Genomic DNA, 19473 nt, shown 5'->3' on the forward strand with positions numbered 1-19473 from the left:
TGCAAATAAATCTCAATTATTTGATCTGAAACAGTTACAACCTAGCCATAACTGAGTATAATATTTAAATGCAAAAATTTTATTATTTAACCAGAAGAGGATAAATTATGTCAGTAATCAAAATGACCGACCTGGATTTAGCAGGAAAACGTGTTTTTATTCGCGCCGATTTAAACGTGCCGGTAAAAGACGGTAAAGTGGCGTCCGATGCACGTATCCGCGCGACTATCCCGACACTTAAACTTGCGTTGGAAAAAGGCGCGAAAGTGATGGTTACGTCTCATTTAGGTCGTCCGACCGAAGGCGAATTCAAACCGGAAGATTCATTACAACCGGTGGTTGATTACTTAAATAATGCGGAGCTTGGCGTGCCTGTCCGCTTAGTGCAAAACTATCTGGACGGGGTGGATGTGCAAGCAGGCGAAATCGTGGTGCTTGAAAACGTACGCGTTAACAAAGGCGAAAAGAAAAACGATCCTGAATTAGGTAAAAAATATGCCGCACTTTGCGACGTATTCGTCATGGACGCTTTCGGTACGGCACACCGTGCGCAGGCTTCGACTTACGGCGTAGCGGAATATGCACCGGTTGCTTGCGCCGGTCCGTTATTAGCGGCGGAACTAGACGCATTAGGTAAAGCGTTAAAAGAACCGCAACGTCCGATGTTGGCGATTGTGGGCGGTTCAAAAGTTTCCACGAAATTAACTGTGTTGGATTCTCTTTCAAAAATTGCGGATCAATTAATCGTGGGCGGCGGTATCGCGAATACTTTTATTGCTGCGGAAGGTCATAATGTGGGTAAATCTTTATATGAAGAGGATTTAATCCCGGAAGCGAAACGTTTAGCCGCTGCCACTAACATTCCGGTGCCGGTTGATGTACGCGTCGGTACGGAATTCTCCGAAAGCGCACCGGCGACTGAAAAATCCGTGACTGAAGTACGGGCGGACGAATCAATCTTTGACATCGGCGACAAATCCGCTGAAGAATTAGCGAAAATCATCAAATCGGCGAAAACTATTCTTTGGAACGGTCCGGTGGGGGTATTTGAATTCCCGAACTTCCGTAAAGGGACTGAAGTGGTTTCGAATGCTATCGCAGAAGCAACGGCAAACGGCGCATTCTCTATCGCAGGCGGCGGTGACACATTAGCGGCAATCGATTTGTTCGGTATCAAAGATAAAATTTCTTATATCTCAACCGGTGGCGGCGCATTTTTAGAATTCGTGGAAGGTAAAGTCTTGCCGGCAGTTGAAATTTTAGAGAAACGTGCAAACGGTTAATTTCTTTTAACTTCCCCCCTCTTTCTGCAGCAGGGGAAAATAAGTACAATTTTTATTTTACGGTGCGTGGGCAAACGCACCCTACATAAAAGGAAAAACAAAAATGGCTAAATTATTAGACATCGTAAAACCCGGCGTATTAACTGGCGATGACGTTTCAAAAGTATTTGCATACGCAAAAGAAAACGGCTTCGCAATTCCTGCAGTAAACTGTGTGGGCTCAGACTCTGTCAACGCTGTTTTAGAAACTGCAGCACGTGTAAAAGCGCCTGTAATTATTCAATTCTCTAACGGCGGCGCTTCATTCTACGCAGGTAAAGGCGTGAAACCTGCAAGCGGCATTCGTCCGGATGTGTTAGGTGCTATCGCCGGTGCAAAACACGTACATACTTTAGCCGCTGAATACGGCGTGCCGGTGATTCTTCACACCGATCACTGCGCAAAAAAATTACTGCCATGGGTGGACGGCTTATTAGACGCAGGTGAAAAACATTTTGCCGAAACCGGTAAACCGTTGTTCTCTTCGCATATGCTGGATCTTTCGGAAGAGCCAATGGAAGAAAATATGGCGATTTGCCGTAAATATCTGGAACGCATGGACAAAATGGGTATGACCCTTGAAATCGAAATCGGTATTACCGGTGGTGAAGAAGACGGCGTAGACAATTCTGATGTGGATGAATCACGTTTATATACCCAACCGGAAGACGTATTATATGTTTATGATCAATTAAATCCGGTAAGTTCCCGTTTTACTGTGGCTGCGGCATTTGGTAACGTACACGGCGTTTACAAACCGGGCAACGTAAAATTAAAACCGTCTATCTTAGGGGCTTCCCAGGAATTCGTAGCGAAAGAACGCAATCTTGCGGCCAAACCGATTAATTTCGTATTCCACGGCGGTTCAGGTTCTTCAACCGAAGAAATTCGCGAGGCCATCGGCTACGGTGCCATCAAAATGAACATTGACACCGATACCCAATGGGCGGCTTGGGACGGTATTCTTCAATTCTACAAAGCAAACGAAGCTTACCTGCAAGGTCAATTAGGCAACCCTGAAGGCCCTGACGCACCAAATAAAAAATACTATGATCCGCGTGTTTGGTTACGTAAGATGGAAGAATCCATGTCTAAACGCTTAGAAAAATCTTTCCAAGATTTAAACTGCGTCGACGTATTATAATTCCTGTTAAAATAGGCTAGAATAAGACCGCACCTTCGGTATAAAGGTGCGGTCTTTTTTGTTTTACGGGATCCGTTATGCAACTGCTTAGATTTAAAAAATTGCCTATTTGGCTGAACGTGCTCACGGCAGCATTTATTTTAACCGTTTTTGTCCTTAAACCCGTGCATAACGCAGCGTTCATCGCTTTAGTGTTGCTGGGATTGGCATATAGTTTTACGCTTTTGAAAAATAAACAATCCTTCGCGTTAACAAAAGAAGATAAATGGTTTTGTTATGCCGTATTGTTTTATATTATCGTCCGTTTGATTACGTTCGGTTTTCATGATGATCGTTGGCGACACGTGGATGTCGTAAGCCAGTTATTGGCGTTTTTACCTACATATTTCCTGTTGCGGAAATTTAAAATTTGTCTGAACGCCTTATTTATCGCCATTCCGTGCAGTGCCGTCATTGGCTTTGTCGTTGCTGCTTATGATCGTCTGTATCTCGGTTTACGTTTACCCTTCGGTAATATGATTCATATTCAAGCCGGTGATATGGCGTTATCTTTAGGCTGGTTATCTTTTCCTTTATTCTTTTATGCACTGAAGAAAAAACAGAAAATTCTGACCGCACTTTGCTTACTCGGTATCTTGGGCGGGTTAGGCGCCAGCGTGCTGTCCACAGCACGCGGCGGGTGGATTAGTTTGCCACCGGTACTGCTTGTACTGATTTATATTTTTCGTCAGCAACTTTCTAAAAAATTCTTAGCCGGTTTGTGTACATTGGTGGTTGTAGGGGCCGTGGTATTATTTATGATTCCGCAAACGCAAGTAAGCCAGCGTATTCATCAGGCACATAGCGATATTGTAAATTATTTCGAGAAAAATAACCCGAATACCTCTATTGGTGCGCGTTTTGAAATGTGGAAAGGCGCATTAATGATAGCACAGGAACATCCGTTAGCCGGTGTGGGAGAAGATGCGTTCAAAACGCACTTTAAACGCTATGCGACGGAAGGCAAAATGGCGAAATCCGCCAGTATTTATGCTCATGCCCATAATCTTTATCTGGACAGTTTGGCGAAAAACGGAATTTTCGGTTTGTTATCGTTATTGCTCGTATTTTTCGTGCCTTTGCGTAAATTCTGGCGGACGGCTAAATCTGCGGATTTAAATCAAAAAACTATCGGTGCGTTAGGCGTTGTTCATGTGGTCGCCGTGTTGTTTTACGGCATGAGCGAAGCCTTTTTCTCTTTACACGCCACGCAAATGTTTTATTTCTTTTTAGCGTTTGTACTGTATTCTATGACGGAATCTGCTCAAACCGAATCCCCAAAATAATACCGTAAAAAAAACAGCACGTTACCGTGCTGTTTTTTATGATGGCACTAGGTGCCGGAATTCAGGCGTTTTTAACCGGATAATCCCACCAAATATCAAATAATTCACTGATTTCCACTTGTTGAACGCCGTTGGCTTCCAACCAGTCTTTCACTAATTTGCGGTGAGATTCATCGCATTTGCCTAATTTTTCCAGACAAACCAACCCTTCCCAGCGTAAGTAACCGCTGCCTTCATAAGCCAGACCGTTGGGCTGGATGAGTTCGCGAATAAAGCGATCCACCACTTCGTCGACGGTCTCAATGGCGGTGCCTTCCGCAAATTGCCAGTTTACTAAGAAGCCCAGTTCTTGGAATTCGGCCAAGTGCATTTTTTTACGTTGGCGCGCATTACGTTTGATAGCCATAATATTCTCCTGTTATGTGGTGGTTAATTTTTGATGAAATATAAATCCCAAATGCCGTGCCCGAGTTTTTGCCCGCGTTGTTCGAATTTGGTTAACGGACGAAAATCAGGACGGGGAATGAAATCACCGGTTTCGGAAATATTGCGAATTCCGACCGCACTTTGCACGGATTGTAACACGTTCAGCATATGTTCGGCATAATTTTGCCAGTCGGTGGCGAAATGAATAAAGCCGCCGGATGTGAGTTTTTGTGTCACGGTTTTCACAAACTGCGGTTGCACAATGCGGCGTTTATGGTGTTTCGCTTTATGCCAGGGATCCGGGAAAAACAGTTGTAAACCGCCAAGGGAACGGTCGGCAATACAATCGCGCAGAATTTCCGTGGCGTCATGACAAATCACCCGTAGATTTTTTATCCCTTTTTCCAGCGCGTAGGCCAGACAAGCGCCCACCCCCGGCGTATGCACTTCAATGCCGAGATAATTTTTATCGGGATTTTGTTGTGCCATCTCCACCAGAGACTTTCCCATGCCGAAGCCGATTTCCAGAATGACCGGGTTGTGGTTACCGTAAATAGCCGGAAAATCAAAAGGTTCGGTTTGATAGTCCAAGCCGTAATTCGACCAATTGTCATTCATCATTTGACGTTGGTATTCGCTTAAACGTCCGGTACGTAAAACGAAGCTGCGGATTTTACGTTTATAACGTCCGTCCTCGGTAAATTCAGCGGTTTCGACGGTTTTTCGCTTTTGATCGGCAAAAGTCTTTTTGAGTTCTGTCATAAATTTTTCGTTATCGTTAAATTGGCGGAGGATTATACGGTTTTTACCGTTTTTTGCAAAGTGCGGTCAAATTTTTTCACGTTTTGTTCGTTTTATAGCTGTGTTAGAATTTTCAGCCTTCAATTTAGGATTAGGATTTTTATGCAAGCTCAATCTTTTTCATCTTCGCTTTTTGCCCGCGCCGTTTTGGCTTGGTTTGAACAGTTCGGACGCAAGCATTTGCCGTGGCAGCAGCATAAAACCCTGTACGGTGTATGGCTGTCGGAAGTCATGTTGCAGCAAACTCAAGTGGCGACGGTGATTCCTTATTTTGAACGGTTTATCGAAACCTTTCCGAATGTGACCGCACTTGCGGATGCTTCACAGGACGAAGTACTGCATTTGTGGATGGGATTAGGCTATTATGCCCGCGCTCGCAATCTGCATAAGGCAGCTCAGCAGATTCGGGATGAATTTCGAGGCGAATTTCCGACGGAATTTGAACAGGTGTGGTCGCTGGCTGGCATTGGTCGTAGCACGGCGGGCGCGATTTTGTCTTCCGTATTGGGGCAACCTTATCCGATTTTAGACGGCAATGTGAAGCGGGTGCTTGCCCGTTATTTTCTGGTTGAAGGCTGGGCGGGCGATAAAAAAGTGGAAGATCGGTTGTGGGGGTTAAGTGCCGAGGTGACACCCAGAGATCGTACTGCGGATTTTAATCAGGCGATGATGGACCTCGGCGCGTTGGTATGTACCCGTTCCAAGCCGAAATGCGCTCTTTGTCCGTTGAGAGAGAAGTGCGGCGCACGTTTGACGGAGGCGTGGAAAGATTATCCGGCGAAAAAACCGAAGAAAAGCCTGCCGGAACGAACGGGTTATTTTCTGTTATTGGAACATGAGGGTAAAATTGCACTGGAACAGCGACCGAGTACGGGATTGTGGGGCGGATTGTATTGTTTTCCTCAGTTCGACAGCAAATCCGAATTGCTGGATTATCTGCGTCAGCAGGGCGTCACAACATATCGGGAGTGGACGGGATTCCGCCATACTTTCAGTCATTTCCATTTGGATATTTATCCTATTTATGCTGAACTTACGCCGAAAAAACGTGACGAAGATCGCAGCGATTGGAAAAAAATCGAAGAAAACCCGCGAGAATACCAATCTTCGGTATCAAGTGCGGTCAAATATTGGTATGATTTGCAAAATCCTGATCAAATCGGGTTGGCAACCCCCGTCAAAAATTTATTACTTCAATTTAAAAAAGGACATAGTTATGGCTAGAACCGTATTCTGCGAACATTTAAAGCAAGAAGCAGAAGGCCTGGATTTTCAATTATATCCGGGCGAGTTGGGTAAACGTATTTTCGAGCATATCAGCAAACAGGCGTGGGGCGATTGGCTGAAAAAACAAACTATGCTGGTGAATGAGAAAAAACTGAATATGATGAATGCCGAACATCGTAAATTACTTGAACAGGAAATGGTAAATTTTTTATTTGAAGGCAAAGATGTGCATATTGAAGGCTATGTTCCACCGGAAAAATAATTCAGAAATATGAAGATTACGTTAAAAAAATTACTGATTCTAGCGATTGTACCGTTTTTGTATGCCTGTTCGTCAGATCGTGCAAATTATGATGACGTGTTTGCCAAGGATACGCATGGTCTGGATTTACTGACCGGGCAATTTTCACAAAATATCGATCAGATTTGGGGTGTGAACGAGTTATTGGTAGCAAGCCGTAAAGACTACGTAAAATACAACGATAGTTATTATACCCGTAGCCATATCAGCTTTGACGAAGGTATGATTACCATTGAAACGCTGGCGGATGTGAACCGTTTGCACAGTGCAATTGTGCATACGTTATTAATGGGATCCGACGCGAAAGGTATCGATTTGTTTGCTTCGGGTGATACGCCGATCAGCTCCCGCCCTTTCTTGGTAGGCCAGGTAGTGAATAATTTCGGGCAGTCTATTACGAACGTAAATGTTGCGAATAATTTCGCTACCTACCTGATTCAGAATAAATTGCAGCAACGTCGTTTAAACAACGGGCGTACCGTACAATTTGTTTCTATTCAGATGATCGCAAACCATGTGAACATCCGTGCCAGAAAATATCTGCCGTTCGTCCGCAAGGCTTCGCGTCAATACGGTATTGATGAAAGCCTGATTCTGGGCATTATGCAAACGGAATCAAGTTTTAACCCGTACGCAATCAGCTATGCCAATGCTATCGGTTTGATGCAGGTTGTACCGCATTCCGCCGGACGTGACATATTCAAAATGAAAGGCCGCAGCGGTCAGCCAAGTAAAAGCTATCTGTTCGATCCGGCTAAAAACGTGGATGCGGGAACTTCTTACCTGTGGTTACTGAGAAATGAATATTTGGCCGGTATTCAGAATCCGACATCAATGCGTTATGCTATGATTTCGGCTTATAATAGCGGTGCCGGCGCAGTGTTACGGGTATTCAGCGATGATCCGGACGAGGCGATTTACATCATTAATAGAATGCAACCGGAACAGGTTTACCGTATTTTAACCACCGGTCATCCGTCCGCTCAGGCAAGAAATTATTTGGTGAAAGTGGATAAAGCGCAGCGTAGTTATCGCCGTGTAAGATAAATCGGATAATATAGTAAAAATCCTTACGGTATATGCCGTAAGGATTTTTTGTCGCCGCAGAATGAAGAAAAGTGCGGTCAAAATCACGGATATTTTGTTATAAAATTCGGTGATGCGGTTTGTTATTCATCATAACGGTAAATTTTAACCAAATCCTGATTGCTTTTTATGCTTTTTGAGCGTTAAACAATCAAACGGTATTTTTTTATATTATTTTAAAAAATAAGTGTTGACCTGAAGTCTGAAATACGGTTTAATACGCCCCGTGTTGACGCGATGAGCGTTAAATGCCTCGATAGCTCAGTCGGTAGAGCAGGGGATTGAAAATCCCCGTGTCGGTGGTTCGATTCCGCCTCGAGGCACCATCTATTCCTCCTTAGTTCAGTCGGTAGAACGGTGGACTGTTAATCCATATGTCGCAGGTTCGAGTCCCGCAGGAGGAGCCATATTTAGAAGGCCCGTTAGTCGAAAGACTAACGGGTTTTTGCTTTTTCACGACTGAGTTTGCTATGAATAAACCGCAATCTAAGTCTCATAATCAAAAGGATTGAATTTTAAGAATTCAATCCTTTAATTAATAATTAAACCGCAAAAGTTTAAGCATTCAGAATTTTCTGGATTTCCTGAATACTCAAATGGTAGCCGTGCGGACAGTTGCGCCATACATCCAGCATTTTAGTGTATTTATCCCACATAGGCGTTTGCGAATCGCAACCGTGTTCGCAATGCATAAATTCCTGATATTTACCCTCCGTACCGGTGATAAAACGCAGATAGTTCAGATATTTTTTCTCGCGTACGGCACAATAACCGGCGAATTTCAGGCGATGTTCCGTGACTTCCGCCTTGTCGGTTAAATTGTTGTAAGAAACCTGCAATGCTTTATACATTTCAAGCGTATCAAGCACGGTTTGACATTCTTCTACGGAAAGATTGTTAAATTCATTATCCAGTGCTTTCAATTCAAGACTGAAACCGCCGCGGACAATGGCTTCCGAACGGGCATAGGTTTTCGCATTGGCGGGGTCAAGCAATCCCATGAGCTTGTATTGGTTTGCCAAAATCAAACGTTGTGTGGTGGTCATTTCCATACTGATTACTCCTAATCGATACTATTTAAATCTTCTTCGGAAAGCCCGCTTTCTTTTGCTTTCACATTACCGTCCGTAGCACGGTATTCTAAGTTTTGGTAATAAGCTTCACGGAACGTGATATACGGATCCGTCGCTTGCTCCAGTAAAGCTTCTTTATCCATAGCTTTGGCACGATTATCCACCGCCTGTACGCCGTATTTCGCTAACGACCAAGCGCCGCCCACCCAATGCCAGAACGGATAAGTATAAGCGCTGTCTACCGCCGCACCGGTTAATTCGCGTGGTGTGGTGGCATTGTACACCGGCAAAACGATATAAGTGCCGGGATTGACGCCGTAGCTGCCCAAGGTGTCGCCGAAGGTACGTTGATGCTCGATTTTAAGCGGATCGCTGTAACTTGCCCAGTCGATTAAACCGCCTAACCCGAAAGTCGAGTTAATAATGAAGCGGTTTAGATGTACCATGGCTTTTTGGCCTTCGCCTTCCCATAAACGGTTCACGAAGCTGACGGGTTCGTCAAGGTTATCGGCAACATTGGATAAGCCGGTGGTTAGCGGAGCAGGCAGAGCGTCCCAGCCTTTAGCGGCAGGTTTTAATAGATAGGGATCGAGTACCTTGTAATTGAAATCCCACATGGTACGGTTAAACCCCTGTAACGGATCGTTTCGTTCACCCGTAACGGGATCTAGTGTGTTACTGCAACCGGTTAGCGTGACGGCGCCTAAAAGTGCGGTTATTAAAAGGAGAGTTTTTTTCATGAGGGTATCCTGTGGTAAAAACAATACCGGCATTGTAAATGAGTTATTCCGGAATTGGCAAATAATTCACCGCACTTTTTTCATTCTTATCTTCCATGAAATGAATTTTTATGCAAAAATAAAGCATAAATAATCATTTAAGCGTTTGCGAATTTGCTTGAATCAAGTGGCGTTGTCCTTTAAAATAAGCAGAATTTAGCCGGTGTCAGCTAAAATTTATCAGCGAATCCGGTAAATTATCGCGTCCGCATAACGCGATAAGCAAAATACGTGAAAAGTGCGGTCGTTTTTTACTGAGATTCGTGGTTAATGAACATTCGCAAGTGTTCGACCGAACAATAATTTATAGGAGATATTCTATGTCTGAACCTGCAATTCTCGTCCTGGCGGACGGCAGCGTTTTCCATGGCACATCCATCGGTGCTGCAGGACACACCATCGGTGAAGTGGTGTTCAATACCGCTATGACGGGCTATCAGGAAATTCTTACCGACCCTTCTTATTTCCGACAAATCGTCACTCTTACTTATCCCCATATCGGTAATACCGGCACCAATGTTGAAGATCTCGAAAGCGACGGCGTGTATGCGGCAGGTTTAATTATTCGCGATCTCCCGATGATTCACAGCAATTTCCGTTCAAATCAAAGCCTTTCCGATTATTTAAAAGATAATAACGTGGTGGCGATTGCGGATATCGATACTCGTCGTCTAACCCGTTTGTTACGCGATAAAGGGGCGATGGCAGGTTGTATTATGACGGGCGAAGTCGATGAGACAAAAGCTCTTGAATTGGCGTTAAGTTTCGGTTCTATGGCGGGTAAAGATTTAGCCCAAGAAGTGACTACCAAAGAAACCTATCAATGGACGCAGGGCGAATGGCAATTAGGCAAGGGTTATGTTGAACAGCAACAAGCGAAATTTAATGTCGTCGCTTATGACTTCGGCGTAAAACGCAATATCTTGCGTATGCTGGCGGAACGCGGTTGCCATGTTACCGTAGTGCCGGCGAAAACTTCGGCCAAAAAGGTGCTGGCGCTTAACCCGGACGGCGTTTTCCTGTCTAACGGCCCGGGCGATCCGGAACCTTGCGATTATGCAATTAACGCCATTAAAGAAATTTTAGCGACGAAAAAGCCTGTGTTTGGTATTTGTTTAGGTCATCAATTACTCGGTTTGGCGAGTGGCGGTAAAACGAAGAAAATGGCATTCGGCCACCACGGTGCCAACCATCCGGTACAGGATTTAGCCAACCAAAAAGTGATGATCACCAGCCAAAACCACGGTTTTGAAGTGGACGAATACAGCTTGCCGAAAAACGTACGCGTGACACATCGCTCATTATTCGACAACTCAGTACAAGGTATCGAACTAACCGACCAAGCGGCGTATTCCTTCCAGGGACATCCGGAGGCCAGCCCCGGCCCGCATGACGTGGCTTATTTGTTCGATAAATTTATTGATGCAATGCGAGCAGCCAAAGCTTAAAGCGCGGTCAAAAATTTAACAATTTTGTAGGGTGGGCTTGCTAGCCCACCAATAATGACAAGAAATATTGTGTGGTGGGCTGGCAAGCCCACCCTACAGAAGGATAAGAAAATGCCAAAACGCAACGATATAAAAACAATCCTTATTATCGGTGCCGGTCCGATTGTGATCGGTCAGGCTTGTGAATTTGACTATTCTGGCGCACAGGCGTGTAAAGCCTTGCGTGAAGAAGGTTATAAAGTCGTGTTGGTGAATTCCAACCCGGCGACCATTATGACCGACCCTGATATGGCGGATGTCACTTACATCGAGCCGATTCAATGGCAGATCGTTGAAAAGATTATCGAAAAAGAACGTCCTGACGCTATTTTACCGACGATGGGCGGACAAACGGCGTTGAATTGCGCCTTGGATTTATCCAAAAACGGCGTATTGAAAAAATACGGCGTGGAATTAATCGGTGCCACGGAAGATGCCATCGATAAAGCGGAAGACCGCGGTCGTTTCAAAGAAGCGATGGCGAAAATCGGCTTGAATACGCCGAAATCTTTCGTTTGTCACACTTTTGACGAAGCCTGGAAAGCGCAAGAAAAAGTGGGATTTCCAACCTTAATTCGTCCGTCATTCACTATGGGCGGTTCCGGTGGCGGTATCGCTTATAACCGTGATGAATTCCAGGCTATTTGCGAGCGCGGTTTCGATGCTTCGCCGACTCACGAATTATTAATCGAACAGTCTGTTCTGGGTTGGAAAGAATACGAAATGGAAGTGGTGCGCGATAAAGCGGATAACTGTATTATCGTGTGTTCCATCGAAAATTTCGACCCGATGGGCGTGCACACCGGCGACTCAATTACCGTCGCACCGGCACAAACCTTAACCGATAAAGAATATCAAATTATGCGTAACGCCTCGTTGGCGGTATTGCGTGAAATCGGCGTGGATACCGGCGGTTCCAACGTGCAATTTGCGGTGAATCCGGCAAACGGCGAGATGATCGTAATCGAAATGAACCCGCGCGTGAGCCGTTCATCAGCGTTAGCTTCCAAGGCGACGGGATTTCCTATTGCCAAAGTGGCGGCAAAATTAGCGGTGGGTTACACCCTAAACGAACTGCGCAACGATATCACCGGCGGCTTAATTCCGGCGTCTTTCGAACCTTCAATCGATTACGTGGTGACTAAAGTGCCACGCTTCGCTTTTGAAAAATTCCCGCAAGCGGACGACCGTTTAACCACGCAAATGAAATCCGTGGGTGAAGTGATGGCGATGGGACGTACTTTCCAGGAAAGTTTACAAAAAGCTCTGCGCGGTTTGGAAACCGGTATTTGCGGTTTTAACCTGCTTTCTGAAGAACCTGAAAAAATTCGTACCGAATTGGGTAATCCCGGTCCGAATCGTATTCTTTACGTGGCGGATGCCTTCGGCGCCGGTTTTTCATTGGAAGAAGTCCATCATTATTCCAAGATCGATCCTTGGTTCTTAATTCAGGTACAGGATTTAGTGTTGGAAGAATTAGCCTTGGAAAAACGCAGTTTCGCGGAATTGGATTACGCGGAATTGCGCCGTTTGAAACGCAAAGGTTTCTCCGATAAACGTATTGCGCAATTAACTAATGTCAGCGAAGATCAAGTGCGTGCTAAACGCCACGAATTGAATTTACATCCGGTTTATAAACGTGTGGATACCTGTGCCGGCGAATTTAAATCCGACACCGCTTATTTGTATTCTACTTACGAAGAGGAATGTGAAGCGAATCCGAGCGATCGTAAAAAAGTGATGATTTTAGGCGGCGGACCGAACCGTATCGGGCAGGGGATCGAATTTGACTACTGTTGTGTTCACGCAGCGCTTGCTTTGCGGGAAAGCGGTTTTGAAACTATTATGGTGAACTGTAACCCGGAAACCGTTTCTACCGATTTTGATACTTCCGATCGTTTGTATTTCGAACCGTTGACATTGGAAGATGTGCTGGAAATCGTGCATACCGAACGGCCGTGGGGAGTCATTGTACATTACGGCGGTCAGACTCCGTTGAAACTGGCTAATGCATTACATGACAACGGTGTGAATATCATCGGTACCTCGGCAGATAGTATTGATGCTGCAGAAGATCGCGAACGTTTTCAAAAAATCTTGCAAGATTTGAATCTGAAACAACCGAATAACCGTACCGCACGTAATGCGCAAGAAGCGGTGACGCTGGCGGATGAAGTGGGTTATCCGTTAGTTGTTCGCCCGTCTTATGTGTTAGGCGGACGTGCGATGCAAATCGTATATAATGTGGATGAACTCAATAAATATATGCGAGAGGCGGTATCGGTTTCCAACGATAGTCCGATTCTGCTTGACCACTTCTTAAATAACGCCATTGAAGTGGATGTAGATTGTATTTGTGACGGTACGGATGTGGTAATGGGCGGTATTATGCAGCATATCGAGCAGGCGGGCATTCACTCCGGTGATTCGGCATGCTCATTGCCGCCTTATTCATTACCAAAAGGCGTGCAGGATGAAATTCGTCGTCAAACCGCGGCAATGGCGAGAGCATTAAATGTTGTGGGATTGATGAACGTGCAATTCGCCGTACAAAATGACGTTATCTTCGTATTGGAAGTTAATCCTCGCGCCAGCCGTACGGTACCGTTCGTAAGTAAAGCTACGGGTCGTCCGTTGGCTAAAATCGCCGCCCGAGTAATGGCGGGAATTAATCTGAAAGAACAAGGTATTACGGGCGAGATTATTCCTCAGTATTGCAGTGTGAAAGAAGCGGTCTTCCCATTCATTAAATTCCCGGGAGTGGATACGATTCTGGGACCTGAAATGCGTTCTACAGGAGAAGTAATGGGCGTGGGAACAACGTTCTCCGAAGCCTTCTTAAAAGCGCAACTCGGTGCCAATGAACGCATCCCTAAAACCGGTAAAGTATTCTTGTCAGTGGACGATGCAGATAAAGAACGGTTGTTACCGGTTGCCCGAACATTACAGGAACAGGGGTACGGTTTGTGTGCAACCATGGGGACGGCTAAGTTTCTGCGTGAAAACGGTGTTACTACGCAAATCGTCAATAAAGTGCGTGAAGGGCGTCCGAATATTGTGGATGCTATCAAAAACGGCGAAATCGCTATGGTGATCAACACCTCGGGCAGTCTGCCGGAAAGTATTGCCGACAGCCATTCTATCCGTCACAGTGCTTTACAACAACGCGTATTCCTGCAAACCACTATGGCGGCGGCGGAAGCCTTAGCGGAAGGCGTGAAAAGCCTTGACGGTTGCGATGTCTATTCCGTTCAGTCTTTGCACGCAAAATTACTGGCATAAATGAACTTTAATCGATTAAATATTGTCAATTAAATAAATCTAACCTATTTCTCTCCTGTTCAGACGGGAGAGATTTCTTTTTAATTAAGGATATTACATGTCAAAATTAAGTGTTGTGATTCTTGCCGCCGGCAAGGGAACCCGTATGTATTCGGATTTACCGAAAGTGTTGCACAAAGTTGCCGGCAAACCGATGGTGAAACATGTTATTGATACGGCTAAACAGTTAAGTGCGGAGCAAATTCACTTAATTTATGGGCATGGTGCGGATTTATTAAAAGAACGTCTGGCGGACGAGCCGGTGAACTGGGTATTCCAAGCGGAACAGTTAGGAACCGGACATGCAATGCAGCAAGCGGCTCCGTTTTTTAAAGATGACGAAAATATCGTAATGCTTTACGGTGACGCGCCGTTGATTACAAAAGAAACTTTGGAACGTTTAGTGGCGGCAAAACCGGAAAACGGTATTGCTTTATTAACGGTGGAATTAGAAAATCCGACAGGTTACGGACGTATTATTCGTGAAAACGGTTCGGTAGTGGCTATTGTAGAACAAAAAGACGCAACGCCGGAACAGTTAAAAATTACCGAAGTGAATACCGGTGTGATGGTGTCCGATGGTGCGAGCTTTAAAAAATGGCTGGCTCGTTTGGATAATGACAATGCTCAAGGCGAATATTATATGACGGATGTCATAGGGTTGGCGAATCAGGACGGTTTCAAAGTAGCGGCGGTGACGGCCGACGATATGATGGAAGTGGAAGGTGCCAACAATCGTTTGCAGTTAGCGGCATTGGAACGTTATTTCCAACGTAAACAGGCGACTGCTCTGTTATTGGCGGGCGTGAGTCTGGCGGATCCGGAACGTTTCGATCTGCGCGGAGAACTTGAACATGGTAAAGACGTGGAAATTGATGTGAATGTCATTATCGAGGGAAAAGTTAAATTAGGTAACGGCGTTAAAATCGGTGCGGGTTGCGTACTGAAAAATGCGATTATCGGCGATAATACCGAAATTAAACCTTACTCCGTATTAGAGGACAGTTCGGTGGGAGAGCAAGCGGCAATCGGTCCTTTTTCCCGCTTACGACCGGGGGCGGAACTGGCGGCGGAAACCCATGTCGGTAATTTTGTTGAAATCAAAAAAGCGGTGGTGGGTAAAGGCACTAAGGTCAATCACTTAACCTATGTGGGCGATGCCGAAATCGGTTCCGGTTGTAATATCGGAGCCGGCGTGATTACCTGTAATTATGACGGTGCAAACAAATTCAAAACTCTGATCGGTGATAACGTATTCGTGGGTTCTGACGTACAGTTGGTAGCTCCGGTGAAAGTGAATAACGGGGCGACCATCGGTGCGGGTTCGACTATTACGAAAGACGTCGCCGCCGGCGAATTGGTTACGACGCGCGTGCCGCAACGTCATACTGCAGATTGGGAACGTCCAAGTAAGAAAAAATAAATTTTTTGATGTATTCGAAAGAATCTAATAAATAAAAGTTTTAATAAAAAACGGATTAAGTCTTTAAAAGCTTAATCCGTTTTATTTATGTCTTTCTTATATTGTTAATATGCTTCGATTCAATGATTGGCATGGTTTCCTCCAGCTTAAAAACCATGCAAAAGCGAATAAAAGTTTCGGACATTATTGTTCAGGATCCGTTGATTCCCCCATGTTTTCTACATCTGCCGTCATTAAGTCGTGGCTGTCGTCCATGGCAAGATTCATGAAACGTTCGTATTGTTTTAATACGTCGGCAATTAATTCATCTTTAGTCATGTACTGTACGTCATAACCCTGGCGACCGTCAAAGAAATAAGTAATCGGTTCATAGATTTTATTTTCGTCCATATTAGGTACGTTGCCGTCTTCCACCACTAAATCGGACAACTCGCGGGATTGGCATTCAATACCGTATAAGAAGTTACGGAGATTTTCTTTTACGACTTCAAATTCTATTTTCGGATTTTTACCGTCAATAAAGTTCATTCGGGCGGTTAAATCATGAGTTTCAAATTCCTCCACTAATTCTTTAAATGCCGGACGGGCCGTTTTAATCAGGAATCGGCGGATATCTTTTCGATTAGTCGGATTAACAATTTTTTCCAATCGCACTTTCCAGTCTCCACTGGTCCAGGTGGCGCTGCCCTGTGAAAATGCTTTGCTGGAATATTGGCTGTCTACCATTAAGCCTTTCCATAACCCGAAGCATAAGGCAATCATAATCGCCATAAACGGTAACGCGATGATCAACGTCATAGTTTGCAGTGAAGCCAGACCGCCGGAATACAGCAAAGACAAGCCTAATACCGTCAGTAAAATACCCCATAATATACTTTGCCATTTAGGTGCTTTTTCTTCGCCTTGCGAGGCTATGGTATTTAAGACAAAAATGCCCGAATCCGCCGAAGTCACAAAGAAAATGGAAATTATAATAACCGCAATCACGGAAGCTATTATCCCGAACGGCAGTTGATCGAAAAAGCCGAATAACAGTGCTTCGGTATTACTACTGATAGCGGCCAACGCACCGTTCGTTTGTTGATCAACCCAGATTGCGGATCCGCCGAAACTGGTCATCCATAAAATATTGAACAAAGACGGTACAAACAACACGCCTAAAACAAATTCACGAATTGTTCTGCCCTTGGATATTTTGGCGATAAACATACCGACAAATGGTGCCCATGACGCCCACCATGCCCAGTATAGAACCGTCCAATTGCTCAACCACTCCTGATTTTCAGGTTCGTAGGCAAAGGTACGGAAACTAACCTCCAATAGCGAGCTAAAGTAATAGCCCAGGTTTTCGGTTAGACCTGAGAACAGTAACAACGTCGGTCCGGCGGTAATGACGAAAACGAGTAACAGGCCGGCAAATACAAGGTTGATTTCACTAAGAATTTTTACGCCCTTGCCTACGCCGGAAATAGCGGATATCACGGCTAATGTCATGGCGACAATCACAATCATTGCCAAGACATTGAAACTGTTACCGTCCAATAATCCCAGATTATTAAAACCCGCATTTACCTGCATGGCGCCGTAACCCAGAGTGGTCGTTAAACCGAAGATCGTACTGCATAAAGCTACTACGTCAATTACATGACCCCAAAAGTTGGAAATTCGGTTCTTCATTAACGGATAAAATCCGGAACGTACAGTTAACGGCAATTTATAGCGGAAGCCGAAATATGCCAATGCCAGCGCAATTACGGCATAAATTGCCCAGGCATGAATACCCCAGTGATAAAACGTCATCATCATGGCATCTTTCATACGTTCGGATTCGGTCAGTCCTTGTTCCAGCGGCTGTAAATAATGTAATACGGGTTCCGCCACTCCGAAATACATCAAACCGATCCCCATGCCGGCGGCGAACAACATGGCTATCCAAGAAGGAAAGGAAAATTCAGGTTCGTCCGTGTCTGCCCCCAAACGAATACCGCCTAAACTACTGACGCATAAAAACATTAAAAACAGAAAAAATATTGAGCCGGCAAAAATATAGAACCAGCTAAAATTGGCAAATACGGACAGTTTAACGGCATTTAATGTGGTTTGTGCCTGTTCAGGAAACACAGAACAGAAAATCGCCACAATAGCGACGAAAATTACCGTGGGGACGAAAATCGGACTTTTTAACGTGCTTGTCGCACGAAATTGCTGTAATACGCTCACAATATTCTCCAAAAATGTAAAAATTCAATAGCGACTGAGACGCTAAATAGAGAATGACTTTGTCATTTTTACAAACGAAGCCAACGCTCAAAATTCGCGGTTTTTCGACCGCACTTTTGCGTAGTTTCTCTCTAAAGATAAAACTGAAAATTTATTTATGTCAATGATACTACCCTGTAAACAGGGGATGATGTCAGATTGTAGAAAGCAACGTTTAATTGACGACTGAAAAGCCGATGGAATAAATATCGAAACACCTATTTATGTAGCATAAATAATATAATTTCAACTTTCATAATTCGGTCATGCTACATAAAAATAATCCATCTGTCAAATCGCGCCTTTGTGGCTTCCGCCATCAAACGAATAAAATATGACATAAAAAGCGCATTTTGCGGCGAAATCCGTTAAACTGATATTCACATATTAAAACAAACCGGAGTATTTCGATGAATACGCTTAATCTTGCCATAGCCGGCAGCGGTTATTCCGCCCGCCTGTTCCACGTACCGTTTTTTAAAGCCGACCCACGTTTTAACATTAAAAAATTTTTTGAACGCAGCACTGAACGCGGCAAAGAATGGGTAGCTGACGCCGAGATCGTGCATGATTACGCACAATTGCTCACGCCGGATATTGATCTAATTGTCATCACTACGCCGAATCAAACCCATTATGATATGGTGAAATCCGCATTGTCAGCGGGTAAACATGTTTTGGTTGAAAAGCCATTGGTGGCGACTTCGTCGGAAGCTATGGAACTGGCTGAACTTGCCGACAAACAAAACGTCGTACTTTATGTGTATCAAAATCGGCGTTGGGACAGTCATATTTTGGCGGCACAACAGATTCTGGCGCAAGGTTTGGTGGGCGAGCCGGTGGATTGTGAAATTCGCATTGAACGTTTTGCTAAAACAAAAAATCCGAAAGCCTGGAAAGAAACGGGTGATGCGGGAACGGGATTGGTCTATGATTTGGGCGTACATTTGATTGATCAGGCGGTTTGTTTATTCGGCAAACCGCAAGCGGTTTTCGCCGATATTCGTTATCAGCACGAAGGTGCGTTGGTCGACGATAATTTCGATATTCATCTTTATTATGACGGCGGCTTAAAAGTGTCCGTCATGGCGAGCAAATACGCACGCGAACCGGCACCGGCTTTTTCATTACACGGTAAGCTGGGTTCTTATGTCAAACGGGGCGTCGATATTCAGGAAGCACGGTTGGCTAAAGGAATCGTACCGACGGGAGACTGGTATCGGGAAGCGGAAGAGTTATGGGGCGTTTTGCATACCGAAATCGAAGGTGAAATCGTATGTAAACCTTATCCCAACATTAACGTCAGTTATCAAGGATTGATTGATAATTTATATGATGCTGTCGTAAACGACGCCGCTCCGATAGTCACGGTGGAACAGGTCGCTTTCGTTTTACACATTATCGAAAAGGCTTTCGAAAGTGCCTGGCAAGGTAAAAAACTAGCGTTATAATACTTACACTTTTTGTAAAAGTGCGGTCGAAAAATCGATAGTTTTTGA

At 44.7% G+C, this 19473-nt stretch carries 15 protein-coding genes and 2 tRNA genes; 12 read left to right on the forward strand and 5 right to left on the reverse strand.

The window, feature by feature from the left end:
- Positions 1-107: 107 nt before the first annotated feature.
- The 3 genes from pgk (at position 108) to ASUC_RS02785 (ending at position 3791) form a co-directional block, all read left to right on the forward strand.
- Positions 108-1283 (forward strand): phosphoglycerate kinase, encoded by a 1176-nt coding sequence (gene pgk / locus ASUC_RS02775; RefSeq protein WP_012072290.1) that lies wholly within the window; start codon positions 108-110, stop codon positions 1281-1283.
- 103 nt (positions 1284-1386) lie between these two features.
- Positions 1387-2466 carry a class II fructose-bisphosphate aldolase gene (fbaA, locus tag ASUC_RS02780; RefSeq protein ID WP_012072291.1) on the forward strand — a complete coding sequence of 360 codons (1080 nt, stop codon included), beginning with the start codon at positions 1387-1389 and terminating at the stop codon, positions 2464-2466.
- Between the two features lie 77 nt (positions 2467-2543).
- Positions 2544-3791 (forward strand): O-antigen ligase family protein, encoded by a 1248-nt coding sequence (locus ASUC_RS02785; RefSeq protein ID WP_012072292.1) that lies wholly within the window; start codon positions 2544-2546, stop codon positions 3789-3791.
- Between the two features lie 61 nt (positions 3792-3852).
- Here the strand turns inward: ASUC_RS02785 and ASUC_RS02790 are convergent, their stop codons facing one another.
- On the reverse strand, positions 3853-4197 hold the full coding sequence (locus ASUC_RS02790; RefSeq protein ID WP_012072293.1) for a YggL family protein: 345 nt from the start codon (positions 4195-4197) through the stop codon (positions 3853-3855).
- Positions 4198-4220: 23 nt separating this feature from the next.
- Positions 4221-4979 (reverse strand): tRNA (guanosine(46)-N7)-methyltransferase TrmB, encoded by a 759-nt coding sequence (gene trmB / locus ASUC_RS02795; RefSeq protein WP_012072294.1) that lies wholly within the window; start codon positions 4977-4979, stop codon positions 4221-4223.
- 141 nt (positions 4980-5120) lie between these two features.
- On the opposite strand from trmB, the gene mutY reads away from it, so the two are divergent.
- The 5 genes from mutY (at position 5121) to ASUC_RS02820 (ending at position 8039) form a co-directional block, all read left to right on the forward strand.
- Entirely contained in the window at positions 5121-6242 is a 1122-nt protein-coding gene (gene mutY / locus ASUC_RS02800; RefSeq protein ID WP_012072295.1) for an A/G-specific adenine glycosylase, read from the forward strand.
- Complete coding sequence (locus ASUC_RS02805; protein ID WP_012072296.1) at positions 6235-6507, forward strand: oxidative damage protection protein; 273 nt, start codon at positions 6235-6237, stop codon at positions 6505-6507. Before mutY ends, ASUC_RS02805 begins: the two co-directional genes overlap by 8 nt.
- 9 nt (positions 6508-6516) lie before the next feature.
- Complete coding sequence (mltC, locus tag ASUC_RS02810) at positions 6517-7593, forward strand: membrane-bound lytic murein transglycosylase MltC (RefSeq protein ID WP_012072297.1); 1077 nt, start codon at positions 6517-6519, stop codon at positions 7591-7593.
- Positions 7594-7882: 289 nt separating this feature from the next.
- Positions 7883-7958 (forward strand) — tRNA-Phe (locus ASUC_RS02815).
- 5 nt (positions 7959-7963) lie between these two features.
- Positions 7964-8039, forward strand: a tRNA-Asn gene (locus tag ASUC_RS02820).
- Positions 8040-8189: 150 nt separating this feature from the next.
- On the opposite strand, the gene ASUC_RS02825 is transcribed toward ASUC_RS02820, so the two are convergent.
- Complete coding sequence (locus tag ASUC_RS02825; protein WP_012072298.1) at positions 8190-8684, reverse strand: YfbU family protein; 495 nt, start codon at positions 8682-8684, stop codon at positions 8190-8192.
- A gap of 11 nt (positions 8685-8695) precedes the next feature.
- Positions 8696-9445, reverse strand: a complete 750-nt coding sequence (locus ASUC_RS02830; protein ID WP_012072299.1) for an MlaA family lipoprotein — start codon at positions 9443-9445, stop codon at positions 8696-8698.
- A 359-nt stretch (positions 9446-9804) separates the two neighbouring features.
- Here ASUC_RS02830 and carA point away from each other — a divergent pair, with 359 nt between their 5' ends.
- The 3 genes from carA to glmU all read left to right on the forward strand — a co-directional run bounded on the left by carA (position 9805) and on the right by glmU (position 15715).
- Positions 9805-10932, forward strand: a complete 1128-nt coding sequence (gene carA / locus ASUC_RS02835) for a glutamine-hydrolyzing carbamoyl-phosphate synthase small subunit (protein WP_012072300.1) — start codon at positions 9805-9807, stop codon at positions 10930-10932.
- 111 nt (positions 10933-11043) lie between these two features.
- Positions 11044-14253, forward strand: coding sequence for a carbamoyl-phosphate synthase large subunit (gene carB, locus ASUC_RS02840; RefSeq protein ID WP_012072301.1), 3210 nt, complete (start codon positions 11044-11046; stop codon positions 14251-14253).
- A 97-nt stretch (positions 14254-14350) separates the two neighbouring features.
- On the forward strand, positions 14351-15715 hold the full coding sequence (glmU, locus tag ASUC_RS02845; protein WP_012072302.1) for a bifunctional UDP-N-acetylglucosamine diphosphorylase/glucosamine-1-phosphate N-acetyltransferase GlmU: 1365 nt from the start codon (positions 14351-14353) through the stop codon (positions 15713-15715).
- A gap of 183 nt (positions 15716-15898) precedes the next feature.
- Here glmU and ASUC_RS02850 read toward each other — a convergent pair whose 3' ends face one another.
- Positions 15899-17935 carry a BCCT family transporter gene (locus ASUC_RS02850; RefSeq protein WP_012072303.1) on the reverse strand — a complete coding sequence of 679 codons (2037 nt, stop codon included), beginning with the start codon at positions 17933-17935 and terminating at the stop codon, positions 15899-15901.
- A gap of 449 nt (positions 17936-18384) precedes the next feature.
- On the opposite strand from ASUC_RS02850, the gene ASUC_RS02855 reads away from it, so the two are divergent.
- Positions 18385-19425, forward strand: coding sequence for a Gfo/Idh/MocA family oxidoreductase (locus ASUC_RS02855; RefSeq protein ID WP_012072304.1), 1041 nt, complete (start codon positions 18385-18387; stop codon positions 19423-19425).
- Positions 19426-19473 lie beyond the last annotated feature (48 nt).

The organism is Actinobacillus succinogenes 130Z, from assembly GCF_000017245.1.
In the GTDB taxonomy this organism is placed as follows: Bacteria; Pseudomonadota; Gammaproteobacteria; order Enterobacterales; family Pasteurellaceae; genus Exercitatus; species Exercitatus succinogenes.